We start from the raw sequence: 15682 nt of genomic DNA on the forward strand, positions 1-15682 counted from the left end.
CTTCGCATGTACAGCGTCAACGTCCGCGACCATTTCATGATTGCCCACAGCTTTCGCGGCCAGGTCTTCGGCCCCGCGCAGCGCCTGCATGGCGCGACCTATGTGGTGGATCTCGAACTGCGCCGCGCCGAGCTCGATGCCGACGGCGTGGTGGTCGACATCGCGCTCGCCACCGAGGTGCTGCGCAGCGTGCTGGGCGAACTCAACCTGCGCAACCTCGACGACGATCCGGCCTTCGAGGGGCGCAACACCACCACGGAATTCATGGCGCGCGTGATCTTCGATCGCGTTGCCGCGCGCATCGCGGCCGGCGAACTCGGGCCCCACGCAAGCGGCCTCGCGAGCATGCGCGTGAAGTTGAACGAATCGCATGTGGCCTGGGCGGCCTACGAGGGCGCACTTTGACCATCAAGCGCTGCAGCTTCCTGGTGCCGGGAGACTTGAACACCCGCACCGGCGGCTACACCTACGACCGCCGCGTCATCGATGGCCTGCGCGCGCAGCAGTGGGAGGTCGAGGTCCAGACCTTGGGCGAAGGCTATCCGGCGCCCGCTGCGGCAGCGCTCGCGCAGGCCGGCCGCGTGGCCGATGCCTTGCCCGATGGCGCGCTGGCAGTGGTCGACGGCCTCGCCTTCGGCGTGCTGCCCGATCTGGCGCAAAGGCATGCGCAGCGCCTTTGCTGGATCGCGCTGGTGCATCACCCGTTGTCGCTGGAGACCGGCCTCGACGCGGCGCAGCAGCGCGCCTTGTTCGAGAGCGAGCGGCGCGCGCTGGCCAGTGCGCGCGGCGTGATCGTCACCAGCTCTTCCACGGCACGTGCGCTGGCAGCCTTCGACGTTCCGGATTCGCGCATCGTCGTGGTCGAGCCCGGGACCGAGCCGGCCCCCTTGGCCGCAGGCTCGGGCACCGATGCCTTGTCGCTGCTGTGCGTGGCGACCGTGACGCCGCGCAAGGGGCATGCTCTGCTGATCGAAGCGCTGGCCGGGTTGAAGGACCGGTGCTGGACGCTGCATTGCGCAGGCAGCCTGGTCATGGACGCTGCATGCGCATCGGCATTGATGCAGGCCATCGAACGTCACGGCCTGCGCGAACGCGTGGTGCTGCATGGCGAGCAGGACGAGGCGGGCCTGTGCGCGCTCTATGCGAAGGCCGATGCCTTCGTGCTGCCCTCGTTCCATGAGGGTTACGGCATGGCCCTGGCCGAGGCGCTGGCGTACGGCCTGCCGGTGATCAGCACCCGCGCGGGCGCCATTCCGGACACGGTGCCGGCCGATGCGGGCCTGCTGGTGTCGCCCGGCGACGCGATCGCGCTGCGTGCCGCGTTGCAGCGGCTGATGGACGATGCTGCGTGGCGGGCGCAGCTGAAGGCCGGCGCGCAAAGAGCGCGAGGCCGCCTGCCGACATGGCAGCAGAGCGGCGCGCGCTTTGCATCGGTGCTCGCCGATTTCCGGCAGCCGGCAGGAGGCGCATGACAGGCTTCAGCGCCGACTGGCTCGCGCTGCGCGAGCCCTTCGATCGCGCGGCGCGCAGTGCGTCGGCTGCGCTGCTGGATCTGCACGCGATGGCGGCCCGGCTGCGCGGCGACGACCCGGTCCTGCGCGTGATCGACCTGGGCTGCGGCACCGGCGCCAATCTGCGCGAACTGGCGCCGCGGCTGGGCGGCGCCCAGCAGTGGCTGATGGTCGACCACGACCCGCGCCTGCTGGCGGCGTTGCCGGAATCGCTCGAAGGCCCGGGGTGGCATGCGAAGGCGCGTCTGCTCCGCATCGATCTGGCGGCGGCGCTTGACGCCGTGCCCTATGGCGCGGCGCGGCTCGTCACGGCCTCGGCGCTGCTGGACCTCGTGTCCGCATCGTGGCTCGACGCGCTCTTGAACCATGTGCGAATGGCGAATGCGGCCGTGCTCTTCGCACTGACTGTCGATGGCCGTGTCGCGTGGGCGCCTGGTCTTGCAGGCGACGCGGAGGTCCACGAACTGTTCGCCACCCATCAACGGCGCGACAAGGGTTTCGGACCCGCGCTCGGCGGCGAAGCGGTTGCGCTGGCGGTCGCCCGCCTCGATGCGATGGGCTACAGCGTCACGCAGGCGCGAAGCGATTGGTGCATCGAGGAGGCGGCGATGCTGCGCGCGATGATCGAAGGCATGGCTCATGCCACGCTGGAACAGGAACCGGCTGCGCACGAGCTCGTCGGCGCATGGAAGGCGCGGCGGTTAGCGCTTGTCGATCGCACCTGCCTGCGCGTGGGGCACGTGGATCTTCTGGCGATGCCTTAGCGAGGTTTTCGTGTCTTGGGTGCCACGAAACCTATGGGGCGCTTGGCTGGCTCGGGTGGTGTCATCAATTCGCGCAGCGCATCGAAAACCTGCCGAAGCTGGTTGCGCGTGTTGCGGCTGAAGGACTCATGCTGCATCGCCACAAGCTCCGTCTTCTTTTCGAGTTCGGCCAGCCGCTACTTTGCTACATACAAGGGTTAGGGTGAGGGCTCAGCAACCGGCGCCATCGCCACCACGGCCGCAGCCCTCACCCCTGCCCTCTCCCAGAGGGCGCAAGGCGCAGATCCAGATCCCACATCACATCCGCCCCCATGCGAAAGACGCGGCTTGCGGGACGCGGGCAATCGCGCATCGCCGCGCTTTGCGGCAGCAGCAGCCCGGGACGCCCGCCGCCGATCAGCACCGGCGCGACGCTGAGGTGCAGGCGGTCCATGCACCCCTGCGCGATGAAGCGCGAGATCGTGATACCCCCGCCCTCGACGAACAGCACGCGCAGGCCGCGCTGCTGCAGCGCGGCCAGCAGGGCGCGCAAGTCCATTGCGCCCTTGGCGTCCACCAGGCCCGGCACGCCCAGCACCTGATCGGCACCCACGCGCTGCGCTGCTTCGGCTTCACGTGCCGCGTCGCACACGAGCAGGGTCGGCGCCTGGCGATCGGTGAAGACGCGCAGCGTCGGCGTCAGGCGCAGGGCCGGGTCGAGCACGACGCGCACCGGGTTGTCGCCCGCCACGCGGCGCGTGGTGAGCTGCGGGTTGTCGATGGCCGCGCTGCCGGCGCCCACGATGACCGCATCGCTGAGTGCGCGCAGCCGGTGCAGGTGCAGCAGCACCTGCTCGCCGTTCACGTAGTTGGAGTCGCCGCCCCGCGTGGCGATACAGCCGTCGAGGCTCTGGCCCAACTGGCCGATCACCCAGGGCGTGGCCTCGGCCGTCCGCTCGAGCAGGGGCTGTAGCAGTGCCAGGAGCTCGACAGCTTCGTCGTCCCAATCCTCGCCCGGCACCAGTGGCGTCGCCGGCGGCTCCCCGCTGCGGCGACGCCGGACGATGTCCAGACACAGCGGCCACAGCGCTTCCATGCCGAAGCTGCGGGGTTGGGTCGAGCTCATGAGCGGGCGCGGGTTGCGGGCATTCACCACCTGGGCTTGTAGTAGGGATCGTCCATGTTAGCGGCGGGCCCGTCGACCCCGCCGCCCCAATGCGCCAATGCCAGCGCGGCTGCAACCCACAAGGCGGCCACCGCGGCCACGATCAGCGTTTCGACCCAGGGGCGGCCCTCGCCGCGCCGCAGGCGCCGATGTCCCCATCGCACCAGCGAGCCGGAGGTGAAGGATGCAGCCAGCAGCAGCAACGCGCCCGGCCGGGCCGGCGTCAGCAATGCCGTGGCCTGTGCCAGCGCCAGCCAGGCCAGCAGCGCGACGACCGCGCCGCTGGCGCCGAAAGCGATGCGCCCCACAGGCCAGAGCCACAGCGCGCAGCCCGCCAGCGCGGCGCCCAGCCCGAGGCTCAGCTCGAACAGCAGGGCAGAGCCGGACATCATCGCGAGCGCCGCCAGCCCGAAGCTCGCGAGCACGAGCATCGCGATCGCATCGGCGCGCCGCGGGGTTTCCTTCAACACGGCGCGGATCACCGCCAGACCCAGCAGCCAGATGCCGATCTTGAGCGGCAGCGGCTGCCAGGCCAGGATCGCCAGCACCAGGGCCCACAGGATGCCGGCTGCCAGCCACTGCGCGCGCCGGCCGGCGCGCATGGCTTCGAGGCCGAGGCCAAGCAGCGCAGCCGCCGCATAGACCCACGGCAGCTTCTCGGTCAGCGCGCCCGGCATCAGCCGCCAGCCCAGCACCCACAGCACCGTGCCGACGATCGCCACCGCGACGCCCACTGCGGCCCAGCGCGCGGCCTGGACCGGGCCCAGCACGCCGCGCAGAAACCCCGTCGCCGCGAATGCAATGCAAAGCGGCAGCGCCAGGCTCTGGAACAGCGGGTGGTGGAAGTCCATCCCTACGGTTATGCAGGTGCAATGCCGATTCAGTCAACGCTGGCATCTTGGGGCGAAACGCCCTGTGCCAGGGCCGCATCGTGCTGCGCGTCGAGGGCGCGCCTGAAGCCGTCGCGCTGCTGCAGGCGTTGCCAGTAGGCGGCAACGGCGGCCGGAAGCTGCGCAACCAGGTCCAGCTTGCTGGCCAGCATCAGCGCATAGCCGACCGAGATGTCGGCGGCGGTGAAGCGTCCCGCGCTGAGGAAGTCTTCCTGCTGCAGCACCGCATCGATGCCGCGCAGCCGTGCCAGGAACCATCGCGTGTAGTCCTCGGCCGCCTGCGGCAGCTTGCGCTCGTCGGGCTCGAAGCGGCCGTAGCGCAGCACGATGGTCTGGGGGAAGGTCAGCGTGGCTTCGCCCTGGTGCAACCCATTGAGCCAGGCGCCGAAGCCGGGCTCGTGGGGGCGAACGGCCAGGCCGTGCAGGTTGTCCGGGTCGAAGCGCTCGGCCAGGTACTGGCAGATCGCGGCCGACTCCGTCATCCGGGTCTCGCCGTCGATGAGGTAGGGAATGGTGCCGAGCGGATTGATCTCGAGGTAGCTGCGCTGCAGCGCGCGCGGCGGGAAGGGCAGCATGCGCAGCTCGTAAGGTGCGCCCAACTCTTCGAGCATCCACAGCGGGCGGAAGGAGCGGGCGCTGACGCAGTGGTAGAGGACGACCATTTGGGCCGACTCTACCCGCGTCCGCAGCCCATTCAATCGAGCGTTGCTCCGGATTGCTTTACCAGCTTCTGGTGCTTGCTCAGCTCGGCCTGGAAGAAGGCCGGCGCCGCGTCGGGGCCGGTGTTCAGCACCATGAGCCCCTGGCCGGCGATCGCGTTCTGCGCCTCGGGCGAGGCCAGCGCGGTCTTCATCGCGCCGCTGTAGCCGTCGACGATGTTCTTCGGCAGCCCGGCCGGCCCGATCAGCGCGATCCATGCGTCGAAGCTGTAGCCGGGCACGCCGGCCTCCGCCGCGGTCGGGACCTCGGGCAGCGCGCCGGAACGCGTGGGCGTCGACACGGCCAGCGCGCGCAGCGTGCCGGCCTTGATCTGCGGCGCCACCTGCGACACCGACACGAAGCCCAGCTGCACCTGGCCACCGATCAGGTCGGTGACGAGCGCGCCGGTGCCGCGGTAGGGCACATGCTTCATCTCGATGCCGGTCTCGCTGACCAGCAGCTCGCCGGCCAGGTGCAGCGTGCTGCCGTTGCCGGCCGAGCCGAAGTTGAGCGTGCCGGGCTTGGCCTTGGCGAGCGCGATCAGTTCCTTGACGTTCTTCGCCGGTACCGAGGGGTGCACCACCAGCACCAGCGGCACGGTGGCGATCACCGCGATCGGCGTGATGTCCTTCAGCGTGTCGTAGGGCACGGTCTTGTAGATGCCCGGGTTGATCACGTGGTTCGACGAGATCATGCCGAGCGTGAGGCCGTCCTTCGGCGCCTTCGCGATCTGCGTGGTGCCTGGGATGCCGCCGGCGCCGGCGATGTTCTCGACCACGACCGGATGGCCCGCGGCCTTGCCGAAGGACGGGCCGATGGCGCGCGCGACCGCGTCCACTGTGGAGCCGGCCGCCAGCGGCACGACCATGCGGATCGGCTTTTCGGAGGCCGGTGCCTGGGCGAGCGCTGCGGTCGCCAAGGCGGCGCTGGCGAGCGATGCCGCGATGCGGCGGATCAGGGGGGCTTTCATCATCGTCACGTGTGTCTCCTTGTCTTGTTTCATGGATGCCGGCGTCGCAGTTCCTCGAAGGACAGCAGCTCGCCTGCGATGGCGCTCGCGGCCACGGTCGGCGGGCTCGCGAGCCAGACCTGGCCCGGTCCGCCGCGGCCCGGAAAGTTGCGGTTGATCGCGCTCACGGTGACCTCTTCCTTGCGCACCGAGGTGCCCGGGCCGCAGTTGCCGCAGGCGCCGCACGACGGTTGCAGGATGCGCGCACCGACCCGCGCGAAGGCATCGAGGTAGCCGCGCGCCGCGCAGTGGTCGCGCACCGCGGTCGTGCCGAATTGGAGGTAGAGCGACACGCGATCCGGCACGCGCAGGCCGCGGTCGGCCGCCCAGCGCAGCACCTCGTGATAGTGGTCGAAGTCTTCGCGCTTGCCCGCGGTGCAGGAGCCGCCGTAGGCGATGTCGATGCGCACCGGCTCCTCGAGCGCCGCCAGCGGCAGCCCGTTGCCGGGGTCGCCAGGGCGGGCCACCATCGGCGGCACCGCGGTGCAATCGACGCGGATCGTCTCCGCATAGACCGCGTCCGCATCGCTGCGCATCCACGGCTCGAGCACGAAGTCGATGCCGCGCCGCTCGCGCAGGAAGCGCACCGTTTCCGCGTCGGGCGCGACGATGCCGGTGAAGCCTCCGAGCTCGGCCGTCATGTTGGTGAGCGTCGCGCGCTCGTCGGTCGACAGCTGCGCGACCACCTCGCCGGTGAATTCGAACACCCGGCCCACGCCGCCGCCGGCGCGGATGCGCGGCTCGGCCAGCAGGTGCAGCACGATGTCCTTGGCGGTCACGCCGGGCCGCAGCGCGCCGTCGAACACGATGTGCAGCGACTGCGGCACGGTGAGCCGCAGCGCGCCGGTCACGAAGGCATTGGCCATGTCGGTAGTGCCGACGCCGAATGCCACGCAGCCCAGCGCGCCGCTGTGCGGCGTGTGCGAGTCGGTGCCGACCACGACCTGGCCCGGCAGCGCGTAGCGCTCGGCCATCATCGCGTGCGAGATGCCGGCGATGTTGCTGCCGTCGTCGGTGCGCGCCTCCTCCTCGGTCAGGGTGCGGTGCGAGCGCAGGCCGTACGCGGCCGCGAATTCGCGCTGCGCCTCGACCATGCGGTGCACGTTGGGCACCAGGCCGCCGCGCACGTGGGCCGGGCTTTCCTCGACGTAGGAGGTGTGGTCCTCGAACACCACGATCGATGCCGGCTCGTGCAGGTTCAACGGCTTGCGGAAGGTCGCATGCAGCATGTGCGCCGCCATGCCGGTGTAGTACTCGTGGATGAAGCGCCAGTCGGCACGTACGAAGGCGCCGTCGCCGGGCGCCGGGTGCGCCTCGGTGAGCTCGGTCGCGAGCGCATGGCGGGCCACGATCTTCTCGAACAGCGTGCGTGGCCGCTCGGGCGGCGCGCCCTCGGCGCTCCGGATGCGGCACATGAAGTGCTGGCCGAAGCGCAGCAGGCCGCCGCTTTGCAGGATGGCCGCGGCGAGCGCATCGCGGCCGGCGACGAGTTCGGCGAGCGGAATCGCCTCGCCGGCGCGGATGCGTTCGACCAGCCCGAAATCGGTGGAGGTGAAGAGGCCGATGTTGTCGGCGTTCTGGCGGTAGATGCGCTCGAAGCTCTCCCCGATCACGAGCCGCACGCCGGCCAGTTTCTCGGCCGCGGGGCTGTGCTCGCGCGACGAGCCCTTGCCGTAGCGCCTGCCCGCGACCACTACCTCGATGCCGCTCGCGCGGACCGCATCGGTGCCGACGGGCAGGCGGTCACCGGTCTTGAAGCCGGTGTAGGGGTAGCGGCCGAGCTTGTCGTCGTAATGGGTGAGGATGGGCAGCGGTGTGATCTCGTCGGTCGAGATGTCGTCGCGCAAGGGCATGGCTTTCGCCAGTGCCGGCGTTTCGCCGCGCAGGCATTGTTCGACGACTTCGGGTGAGCTGCTCAAGAAGAGCAGCCTGGGCGCGAAGCGAAGCGCCGGAAGATCGTCGGAAGCTGGCGCAAGGGCTGGCATGCCTGATCTTCGCGTCAGGCCCTCGGGCCGAAAAGCGCCAAGGCGGCACAGGGGCTCTCGCGAAATGCGAGATGGGGACTTACCCGCGCAGCGCGTCGATCAATGCCGCGACCGAGCGCGGCCTTGGCGTCTTGCGCAGCGCGTAGAGATGCAGCTCGCGCGCCGCCCACGCTTCGTCGAGCGGCCGGCGCACGAAGCGCGGGCTGCCGGCATAGGCCGCGGCGGCGCTTTGCGGAACCACCGCAATGCCCAGGCCCGCCTCGACCATGCGGCAGACCGCATCGAAGCTGCTGACCGACACGGTGGGCGCAAAAGGTTTTTCTTGCAGTGCCTGGGCACGTTCGTGCAGGCAGCGGTCGAGCGCGCCGCCCTGGTGGACGCCGATCAGCGGATGGTCCAGCAGCTCGGCGAAGCCGACGGCCTTTCGTTTGGCCAGCGCATGGCCGGCGGGCAGCACCACCTGCAGCGGATCGGTCGCGAAGCGCCAGGCATCGAGCCCGGCGGGTACCGGCGCCTCCACGCCCACGCCGACGTCGGCACGGTCGTCGAGGCAGGCGCGGATGACGTCGCGCGTGTCTTCTTCATGCAGCGAGATCTGGACGCGCGGATATCGGGCCATGAAGGCCTGCAGACGTTCGGGCAGGAAGCCGATCACGGCCGACATGTTGGCGTAGAGCCTGACCGTGCCGCGCACTTCGTCACCCTCGATTTGCACCTCGCGCACCAGCGACTGCAGGTCGTTGTCGATCTGCTGCCCGCGCTCGAGCACGAGGCGGCCCGCATCGGTGAGCGCGATGCCGCGCGGCGAGCGCACGAAAAGGGCAGTGCCGAAGGCGTGCTCGAGATCGGCGATGCGCCGGCTCAGCGCCGAGGGCGCGATGTGCTCGAGCGCCGCGCCGCGCACGATGGAGCCGGCGCGCGCCGTCGAGACGAAGAGTCGCAGGCTGTAGGCATCGATGCGGCGGGTCATGCCGCGCATCCTAAGGGCGCGGCCCGCCGAGCGAGAATCTGCAGGCATCAACGAAAAAGCCAACCATGCATTCAAGCAGAGACATCGTGATCGTCGGCGGCGGCCATGCCGCGGCACAGCTGTGCGCCGGCCTGGCGGAGGCGGGGCAGGGCGCCCGCGTGCACCTGGTGTGCGAAGAGAGCTCGATCCCCTATCACCGGCCGCCGCTGTCCAAGACCTTCCTCAAGAGTCCGGACGAGGCGCCGCAGCTCCACCGCGCCGAGGCGTGGTATGCCGAGGCCGGGATCACGATGCACCTGGGCGACCCGGCGCTTGTGATCGATCGCGCGGCGCGCACCGTCACGCTGCGTTCAGGCACCGTGCTCGGCTGGGAGCGGCTGGTGCTCGCGACCGGCACCCGCGCACGACGGTTGCCGGCGCTGGTGGGGCTGGAGAACGTCGCGCTGCTGCGTGCCGCCGATGAGGCCGCGCAGCTGCGCTCGATGCTGATGGCGGCAGAGCACGTCACGGTGCTCGGCGGCGGGTTCATCGGCCTCGAAGTGGCGGCGACGGCGCTGGCGCTCGGCAAGCGCGCGAGCGTTCTGGAAAGCGCGCCGCGGCTCTTGAGCCGGGCCGTGTCGCCCGCCTTGTCCGAGCATGTGCTCGCGACCCATCGCGCCGCGGGCATGGACATCCGCACCGGCGTGCAATGCGGCGCCTGGCAGACCGAGGGCCGGCGTCTCGCGGCGATCGAGCTCGACGGCGTGGCGCAGCCGGTCGACCTGATGCTGCTCGGCATCGGCGCCGTGCCCGAGACCGCGCTCGCGCAGGCCGCCGGGCTGGAGTGCGCCGATGGCATCGTGGTCGACGCCTACATGCAGACCAGCGACGAGGCCGTGCTCGCGGTCGGCGACTGCACGCGCTTTCCGGATCGGCGCGCAGGCCAGGCCTTGCGGCTGGAGTCGGTGCAGAACGCCAATGACCAGGCGCGCACGGCCGTCGCCACCCTGACCGGCGCGGCCCGTCCGCACGACGCGGTGCCGTGGTTCTGGTCGGATCAGGGCAGCCTGCGCTTGCAGATGGCCGGGCTGGTCCCCGCCGAAGGCACGGCCGGCGCGAGCATGGTGCGGCGCCCGGGCGCCAATCCGGCTTCGTTCTCGCTGCTGCACTACGTGGACGGCGTGCTGCGCTGCGTCGAGTCGGTCAATGCGCCGGTAGACCACATGATGAGCCGCAAGCTGCTGGAAGCCGGACGCAGCCCGGACCCGGCGGTTGCGGCAGACTCCGCCGTGCCCCTGAAGACGCACCTGGCCTGATCAGTTCGTCATGCTGCGGCGCCGCGGGGGCGCAGCGCTCCTGCGCAGCTCGGCATCCATCACGCGGGTTCCGGCCGCTAGCGCGGCCTCGTAAGTGTCGGCGTCGTATTCCGCCGATTTCAGAACCTTCCGCGGCGCGCCGTCGGTGTCGGTTTCGAGCAGCGTCCAGACGAAGGATCCGGGCACCGGCTCATCGATGGTGAGTTTGATCGGATTTTTCATGGCCCACTCATCCTGGGCGCCGAGGTCCTCGATTTCTGTAGGCGAAGACCGATCGTCGCGCCGGTTACATCGACTGGCGGTTCTAGCTGGTGCGTGCGGCGCCGACCGGCTCTTTTTCCTCTTCGGTTTCGGCCGACAGCGATCCGGCACGCAGCAGCAAGGCGCCGAGCAAGGCCGCCGCGGCCGCGAAGACGGCGCCGACGATGAAGGCCACGTGATAGCCGCCATTGAGCGCGGCCAGCGCATGCGCCCCGGAGCCCGTGAGGCGGTCGGTGCGCGCCGAGGCAAGGCTCGCGAGCACCGCGAGGCCCAATGCGCCGCCCATCATGAAAGCCGTGTTGACGATGCCCGAAGCCAGGCCCGATTCGCTCGGCGCGACGTCGCTCATCGCGACCAGCAGCATCGGGTTGAGCGCGATGCCGGCGCCGAGGCCGAGCAGCGTCATGCCTGGCATCACGTCGAGCAGGAAGCTGCCGTCCACCGGCGCGCGCGCGAACAGCGCCAGTCCCGCGGCCGCCAGCAGCAGCCCGAACGCGAGCGGCCCGCGGTTGCCGAAGCGCATCACCAGCTTGGCCGAGAGGCCGAGCGAGAAGACTGCCATGATGAGGTTGGCCGGCAGGAAGGCGAGGCCGACCTGCATCGGGCTGTAGCCCAGCACCAGCTGCAGGTAGAGCGCCGAGATGAAGAACCACGCGAACATCGCGGCGGCCCACAGCACGCCCATCACGTTGGCGACGGCCACGTTGCGCAGGCGGAACAGGCGCAGCGGCATCAGCGGATGGCGCACGCGCGCCTCGATGGCGATGAAGACCGCCAGCAATGCCGCCGCGATGCCGAGCAGGCCTAGCGTCTGCGTCGAAGTCCAGCCGATCTCGTTGCCGTTGACGATTGCATACACCGCCAGCATCAATGAAAGCGTGACGCTCACCGCGCCGCCGACGTCGAGCTTCTCGCCGGCCGCATGCCCGGGCAGGTGCGGCAGCAGTGCGAGGCACAGCGCATAGACCGCCACACCGATCGGCAGGTTGACGAGAAAGATCCAGTGCCAGCTGAGGGCGTCGGTCAGGAGGCCGCCCAGCAGCACGCCGATGCTGCCGCCGCCGGCGCACACGAAGCCGTAGACGCCCATCGCCTTGGCGCGTTCGGCCGGTTCGGTGAACAGGTTCATGATCAGCGAGAGCGCGACCGCCGAGACCACCGCGCCGCCCAGGCCCTGCACCGCGCGCGCGGCGACCAGCAGGGCTTGCGAGTTCGAGAGACCGCAGGTCAGCGAGGCGACGGTGAACAGCGTGATGCCGAGCAGGAACAGCCGCCGATGCCCGAACAGGTCGCCCAGCCGGCCGCCCAAGAGCAGGAAGCCGCCAAAGGTGAGCATGTAGGCGTTCACCACCCAGACCAGCGAGGTCTCGGTGAAACCGAGGTCGGTGCGGATCGAGGGCAGCGCCACGTTCACGATCGTGGTGTCCAGCACGATCATCAGGACGCCGAGGCAAAGGACCATGAGCGCCAGCCAGCGCCGGCGACCTTCGATGTGCTGGCTCATCCTTGCTTCTCCGCGGCCGTCTTGAGGTTGCCGAGGCCGGTCTCGAAGTCCTTGCCGACCATCGTGTCCATGTCGAAGAACACCTGCATGAGCTTCGCCATGTAGGGATTGGGCCCGTACATCGCCCAGGTCAGCTTGGTGGCATCGCCCTCGGGCTGCATCGTGAATTCGGCGGTGTTGTGGGACTCGAAGGGCTTGCTGAAGTCGAGCTGGATCTTGACGCGTGACGCCGGCGCGACCTCCGTGATCTCCATGCGTCCGGCGCCGGCCTTGCCTTCGCCTTCCCATGCGTACACGGCGCCCTTGCCGCTGGGCGGGCCGCTCAAGGTTCTTTTCATTCCCGGCTCCAGGTTCTCGTAGGGCGACCAGGCGCGCCAATTGCGGAAGTCGCTGATGAGGGTAAGGATTTTTCCCGGCGGCGCCTTGATGGTGGTGCTGCGCTCGACGCGGAAGGTGTCGGGCTTGGTGGCCGCCCACCCGAGCAATGCGGCCAACAGGACGACGATGGCGATGACGATGGTCTTGAGCATGAAAAAAATCTCCGTTCAATCGACAAGAAAGCCGCAGCTGAGGTTGGCGACGGTGCCGGTGATGGCGCCGGCGTAGCCGGAGGCCAGGAACACCGCCGTGTTCGCCACCTCGTCCAGCGTCGGCAGACGTTTCAGCAACGTGCCGGTGGCCGCGCCTGCGAGCATCTGGTCGATGCTGAGGCCGGCGCGTTCGGCCAGCGGACGGAACACCTCACGCGTGTGCGAAGTCGCCACCGCCTCGGGAATCGCATGGGGCCGCATGCAGACGACGCGGATGCCCTGCGCGCCGAGCTCGCCGGCCAAGTGGCGGGACATCGCCTCGACCGCTGCGCTCGCCACGCAGTTTCCCATGTAGCCGGGCCCCGGCAGGCGAGCGCCTGGCGTCGAGAGGGTGAGGATCACGCCCGAACCCTTCTTCGCCATGTGCCGCGCCACGGCCTGCGCGGTGATGAAGTTGCTGCGCGTGTAGATGGTGATCGGGTATTCGTAGTCCTGCAGCGACAGGTCTGCGAAGGGCGTGCCCTGGACGTGTGCAACGCCGATGGCATTCAATGCGATGTCGATGCCGCCGGCCTTCTGCGCCACGGCATCGGCGTGCCGGTCGACCGCTTGCGCATCGAGGGCATCGACCACCGCGCTTTCGGCCGTGCCGCCCGCGGCCTCGATGTCCGCTGCGACGGCTTCGAGGTGGGCCAACGTGCGGCCGGCGAGAAACACCTTGGCGCCTTCTCGGGCGAAGGCGCGTGCGACGGCACCGCCGACGGCGCCTCCGGCGCCGTGGATCACTGCAGTCTTGTTGGCGAGCAGCATGCGTATCTCCTCGGGTTTGTGTACGCCATCCACAAACCTTAGCAGAGATACTGGACGGTGTCCACATGCACCGTCTACGAGTATTCGGAACGCCGTCGAGCGCCGTCGCCGGCGCGAGGCTACCTAGTAGCGATAGGGGTTGTTCGGGCGGCGGTCGTAGCGATTGGGCACGCCGTCACCGTCGCGATCGCGGTCGTAACGGTTCGGTATGCCGTCGCGGTCGTTGTCCCCCCAGCCGCGGTGGCGGGAATCCCAGCGATCGTCGCCGTGCCAGCGCTGCTGCGGCTGGCCGTAATAGGGCTGCCCGTAGTAAACCTGCGGCGGCGGAGGCGGCGCCGGAACCACGATCACGCGGTGCGGATAGCGCTCGCCGTATTCAGCATGGGCCGGAGCCGTGATCGCGCCGAGCGACAGCAGGGCGGCGGCGCCAAGAGTGAAAGTGATCTTTCTCATGCGAGCTCCTTGTGCTTGGAAGGAGCCTTCATCGTGCTCCTGCCATGTGAAGCAGGCGTAAGGCACAAGCGAAATCTTGTATAGCCCTGTGTCGCCCCGGTGTTGTCCCTGCCAGGCTTAACGCCGGCCCTGCAAGTTTTGCTTACATGTAGTTATAATGTATTACATGAACACCGAGCGCGACAACTTCCACGACTGGGCACGAGACAAGCAGGACACCTCGTTCGACACGCTCGCGCGACCCGACCTGGATGATGCCCCGGAGCACCGTGCCGTGCGTTGGGGCCGGCTCGTGGTTCTGGCGCTGCTGGGGGTGGCGCTCATCGTCGGCTTCAAGTGGCTCGCGGGACTTTAAGTCTCCCCAAAGTCATAGAGCGGCGCTACTCTTCCTGCGGTTCTTCCGAACCCTGTCGGCGTCTACGCTTGGCAAGGCGTCGCATCACAAACCGCGGAGAGCAAACCATGAGCAACATCATCACCGTCCAAGACGGCACGCAGATCTACTACAAGGACTGGGGCACGGGCCAGCCGGTCGTTTTTTCGCACGGCTGGCCGCTGACCGCCGACGCCTGGGACGCCCAGATGGTGTTCCTCGGCGAGCGCGGCTTTCGCGTCATCGCTCACGACCGGCGCGGCCACGGCCGCTCCAGTCAACCCTGGAACGGCAACGACATGGACACCTACGCCGACGACCTGGCCGAGCTGATGAACAAGCTCGACATCAAGGACGCGGTGATGGTGGGCCATTCCACCGGCGGCGGCGAGGTGACGCGCTACCTCGGCCGCCACGGCACGAAGCGCGTCGCCAAGGCCGTGCTGCTGGGCGCCGTGCCGCCGCTGATGCTGAAGACGGCGGCCAATCCGGGCGGCCTGCCGCTCGAGGTTTTCGACGGCATCCGCGCCGGCGTCACGGCCGACCGCTCGCAGTTCTTCAAGGACCTGACCGCACCTTTCTACGGCGCCAACCGGCCCAACGCCAAGGTCTCGCAGGGCTTGCGAGATTCGTTCTGGCTGCAGGGCATGATGGGCGGGCACAAGGGCCTGCTGGATTGCATCAAGCAGTTCTCGGAAACCGACTTCACCGAAGACCTCAAGAAGATCGACGTGCCGACCCTGATCGCGCATGGCGACGACGACCAGATCGTGCCGATCGGCGCTTCGGCCATGCTGTCGTCCAAGCTGGTCAAGGGCTCGACGCTGAAGATCTACCCGGGCCTTTCGCACGGCCTGGCCAGCACGCACGCCGAGCAGTTCAACGTCGACCTGCTGGCTTTCATCAAGGGCTGAGCTCTCCGGTAGCTGCGACCGCCAGTCGGTTCGCGGCACGCAGGCGGCGCACCTGCAGGAAGGCGCCGATCAGGAACAGGATGAAGATCGGGCCGATGACCTTCTGCAGGCCGGGATCGTCGGCGTTGGCGAACACCGGAGATCCCAGCGGCACGCGCGTGAAGGTCTCGGTCACGCCGGGAATCATGTGGAAGAAGAAGGTGAGCGAATAGCTCACCACTTCCACATAGGCCGACGCCTTGCCGAAGGCACGCGAGCGGCCGGCCAGTACCGCAATGCCCAGCACCACGAGCGTGGCGATGCCCAGCACATGCGGCTTGCCGAAGCCGCCGTGCTGGAAGATGCCGAAGCCGGTCAGGCAGGTCAGGACGGTGGTCCACAGGTAGACCTGCCCCGCGCGGGTCGCCAGGGTGATTTGCTTGTAGCGGAAGAAGGCCACGATGCCCGCGGCGACCGCGAGGAGGCTGATGGCGGTGTGCACGACACCGAGCGGCGTGAGGCCGTAGAACATGGCGCGCTCCTGGGATTGAGTCCCGCGAGCGTAGCGATTAAGCCGTCCGAAGCCCAGCC

At 69.0% G+C, this 15682-nt stretch carries 18 protein-coding genes; 6 read left to right on the forward strand and 12 right to left on the reverse strand.

Annotated elements, in window-relative coordinates:
• The first annotated feature begins 6 nt into the window (after positions 1-6).
• Genes BLS74_RS03765 through BLS74_RS03775 form a run of 3 tightly spaced genes read left to right on the forward strand, consistent with a single transcriptional unit; the run spans position 7 to position 2275 of the window.
• Positions 7-405 (forward strand): 6-pyruvoyl trahydropterin synthase family protein, encoded by a 399-nt coding sequence (locus BLS74_RS03765; RefSeq protein WP_093103061.1) that lies wholly within the window; start codon positions 7-9, stop codon positions 403-405.
• A complete protein-coding gene (locus BLS74_RS03770; RefSeq protein ID WP_212733619.1) occupies positions 402-1472 on the forward strand; it encodes a glycosyltransferase family 4 protein in 1071 nt (356 codons plus the stop codon). The genes BLS74_RS03765 and BLS74_RS03770 overlap by 4 nt, the downstream gene beginning before the upstream one ends.
• Positions 1469-2275: a class I SAM-dependent methyltransferase gene (locus BLS74_RS03775; protein WP_093103062.1), complete on the forward strand. Its 807-nt coding sequence runs from the start codon at positions 1469-1471 to the stop codon at positions 2273-2275. The genes BLS74_RS03770 and BLS74_RS03775 overlap by 4 nt, the downstream gene beginning before the upstream one ends.
• 247 nt (positions 2276-2522) lie before the next feature.
• Here BLS74_RS03775 and BLS74_RS03785 read toward each other — a convergent pair whose 3' ends face one another.
• The 6 genes from BLS74_RS03785 to BLS74_RS03810 form a co-directional block, all read right to left on the reverse strand.
• Positions 2523-3380 (reverse strand): RibD family protein, encoded by an 858-nt coding sequence (locus BLS74_RS03785; RefSeq protein WP_139191619.1) that lies wholly within the window; start codon positions 3378-3380, stop codon positions 2523-2525.
• Positions 3381-3403: 23 nt separating this feature from the next.
• Positions 3404-4270 (reverse strand): hypothetical protein, encoded by an 867-nt coding sequence (locus BLS74_RS03790; protein WP_093103065.1) that lies wholly within the window; start codon positions 4268-4270, stop codon positions 3404-3406.
• 29 nt (positions 4271-4299) lie between these two features.
• Positions 4300-4971 (reverse strand): glutathione S-transferase family protein, encoded by a 672-nt coding sequence (locus BLS74_RS03795; protein ID WP_093103067.1) that lies wholly within the window; start codon positions 4969-4971, stop codon positions 4300-4302.
• 32 nt (positions 4972-5003) lie between these two features.
• A complete protein-coding gene (locus BLS74_RS03800) occupies positions 5004-5981 on the reverse strand; it encodes a tripartite tricarboxylate transporter substrate binding protein (RefSeq protein WP_093103068.1) in 978 nt (325 codons plus the stop codon).
• A gap of 26 nt (positions 5982-6007) precedes the next feature.
• Complete coding sequence (locus tag BLS74_RS03805) at positions 6008-8002, reverse strand: aconitase family protein (RefSeq protein ID WP_093103070.1); 1995 nt, start codon at positions 8000-8002, stop codon at positions 6008-6010.
• Positions 8003-8081: 79 nt separating this feature from the next.
• Positions 8082-8972 (reverse strand): LysR substrate-binding domain-containing protein, encoded by an 891-nt coding sequence (locus BLS74_RS03810; protein ID WP_093103071.1) that lies wholly within the window; start codon positions 8970-8972, stop codon positions 8082-8084.
• Between the two features lie 65 nt (positions 8973-9037).
• Here BLS74_RS03810 and BLS74_RS03815 point away from each other — a divergent pair, with 65 nt between their 5' ends.
• Entirely contained in the window at positions 9038-10267 is a 1230-nt protein-coding gene (locus BLS74_RS03815; RefSeq protein WP_093103073.1) for an NAD(P)/FAD-dependent oxidoreductase, read from the forward strand.
• On the opposite strand, the gene BLS74_RS03820 is transcribed toward BLS74_RS03815, so the two are convergent.
• The 5 genes from BLS74_RS03820 to BLS74_RS03840 all read right to left on the reverse strand — a co-directional run bounded on the left by BLS74_RS03820 (position 10268) and on the right by BLS74_RS03840 (position 13825).
• Positions 10268-10489, reverse strand: coding sequence for a hypothetical protein (locus BLS74_RS03820; protein WP_093103074.1), 222 nt, complete (start codon positions 10487-10489; stop codon positions 10268-10270).
• Between the two features lie 82 nt (positions 10490-10571).
• Positions 10572-12032, reverse strand: a complete 1461-nt coding sequence (locus tag BLS74_RS03825) for an MFS transporter (protein ID WP_093103075.1) — start codon at positions 12030-12032, stop codon at positions 10572-10574.
• Positions 12029-12562: an SRPBCC family protein gene (locus BLS74_RS03830; RefSeq protein ID WP_093103077.1), complete on the reverse strand. Its 534-nt coding sequence runs from the start codon at positions 12560-12562 to the stop codon at positions 12029-12031. Before BLS74_RS03830 ends, BLS74_RS03825 begins: the two co-directional genes overlap by 4 nt.
• A 15-nt stretch (positions 12563-12577) precedes the next feature.
• Positions 12578-13372 carry an SDR family NAD(P)-dependent oxidoreductase gene (locus tag BLS74_RS03835; RefSeq protein WP_093103078.1) on the reverse strand — a complete coding sequence of 265 codons (795 nt, stop codon included), beginning with the start codon at positions 13370-13372 and terminating at the stop codon, positions 12578-12580.
• Between the two features lie 123 nt (positions 13373-13495).
• Complete coding sequence (locus BLS74_RS03840) at positions 13496-13825, reverse strand: thrombospondin type 3 repeat-containing protein (RefSeq protein WP_170855489.1); 330 nt, start codon at positions 13823-13825, stop codon at positions 13496-13498.
• A 166-nt stretch (positions 13826-13991) separates the two neighbouring features.
• Here BLS74_RS03840 and BLS74_RS03845 point away from each other — a divergent pair, with 166 nt between their 5' ends.
• Both BLS74_RS03845 and BLS74_RS03850 read left to right on the forward strand, forming a co-directional pair.
• Positions 13992-14180 (forward strand): hypothetical protein, encoded by a 189-nt coding sequence (locus tag BLS74_RS03845; protein ID WP_139191620.1) that lies wholly within the window; start codon positions 13992-13994, stop codon positions 14178-14180.
• A gap of 107 nt (positions 14181-14287) precedes the next feature.
• Positions 14288-15112, forward strand: a complete 825-nt coding sequence (locus BLS74_RS03850) for an alpha/beta fold hydrolase (RefSeq protein WP_093103081.1) — start codon at positions 14288-14290, stop codon at positions 15110-15112.
• On the opposite strand, the gene BLS74_RS03855 is transcribed toward BLS74_RS03850, so the two are convergent.
• A complete protein-coding gene (locus tag BLS74_RS03855) occupies positions 15102-15623 on the reverse strand; it encodes a hypothetical protein (RefSeq protein WP_093103083.1) in 522 nt (173 codons plus the stop codon). The two genes, BLS74_RS03850 and BLS74_RS03855, sit on opposite strands and share 11 nt — an antisense overlap.
• Positions 15624-15682: the final 59 nt, after the last annotated feature.

This window comes from Variovorax sp. CF079, assembly GCF_900101545.1.
Lineage (GTDB): Bacteria > Pseudomonadota > Gammaproteobacteria > Burkholderiales > Burkholderiaceae_C > Variovorax.

Coding starts and splice junctions, on each gene's coding strand:
- BLS74_RS03765 (WP_093103061.1), top strand. CDS start 7: ATGTACAGCGTCAACGTCCGCGACCATTTCATGATTGCCCACAGCTTT.
- BLS74_RS03775 (WP_093103062.1), top strand. CDS start 1,469: ATGACAGGCTTCAGCGCCGACTGGCTCGCGCTGCGCGAGCCCTTCGAT.
- BLS74_RS03785 (WP_139191619.1), bottom strand. CDS start 3,380: ATGAGCTCGACCCAACCCCGCAGCTTCGGCATGGAAGCGCTGTGGCCG.
- BLS74_RS03790 (WP_093103065.1), bottom strand. CDS start 4,270: ATGGACTTCCACCACCCGCTGTTCCAGAGCCTGGCGCTGCCGCTTTGC.
- BLS74_RS03795 (WP_093103067.1), bottom strand. CDS start 4,971: ATGGTCGTCCTCTACCACTGCGTCAGCGCCCGCTCCTTCCGCCCGCTG.
- BLS74_RS03800 (WP_093103068.1), bottom strand. CDS start 5,981: ATGATGAAAGCCCCCCTGATCCGCCGCATCGCGGCATCGCTCGCCAGC.
- BLS74_RS03805 (WP_093103070.1), bottom strand. CDS start 8,002: ATGCCAGCCCTTGCGCCAGCTTCCGACGATCTTCCGGCGCTTCGCTTC.
- BLS74_RS03810 (WP_093103071.1), bottom strand. CDS start 8,972: ATGACCCGCCGCATCGATGCCTACAGCCTGCGACTCTTCGTCTCGACG.
- BLS74_RS03815 (WP_093103073.1), top strand. CDS start 9,038: ATGCATTCAAGCAGAGACATCGTGATCGTCGGCGGCGGCCATGCCGCG.
- BLS74_RS03820 (WP_093103074.1), bottom strand. CDS start 10,489: ATGAAAAATCCGATCAAACTCACCATCGATGAGCCGGTGCCCGGATCC.
- BLS74_RS03825 (WP_093103075.1), bottom strand. CDS start 12,032: ATGAGCCAGCACATCGAAGGTCGCCGGCGCTGGCTGGCGCTCATGGTC.
- BLS74_RS03830 (WP_093103077.1), bottom strand. CDS start 12,562: ATGCTCAAGACCATCGTCATCGCCATCGTCGTCCTGTTGGCCGCATTG.
- BLS74_RS03835 (WP_093103078.1), bottom strand. CDS start 13,372: ATGCTGCTCGCCAACAAGACTGCAGTGATCCACGGCGCCGGAGGCGCC.
- BLS74_RS03840 (WP_170855489.1), bottom strand. CDS start 13,825: ATGAGAAAGATCACTTTCACTCTTGGCGCCGCCGCCCTGCTGTCGCTC.
- BLS74_RS03845 (WP_139191620.1), top strand. CDS start 13,992: ATGAACACCGAGCGCGACAACTTCCACGACTGGGCACGAGACAAGCAG.
- BLS74_RS03850 (WP_093103081.1), top strand. CDS start 14,288: ATGAGCAACATCATCACCGTCCAAGACGGCACGCAGATCTACTACAAG.
- BLS74_RS03855 (WP_093103083.1), bottom strand. CDS start 15,623: ATGTTCTACGGCCTCACGCCGCTCGGTGTCGTGCACACCGCCATCAGC.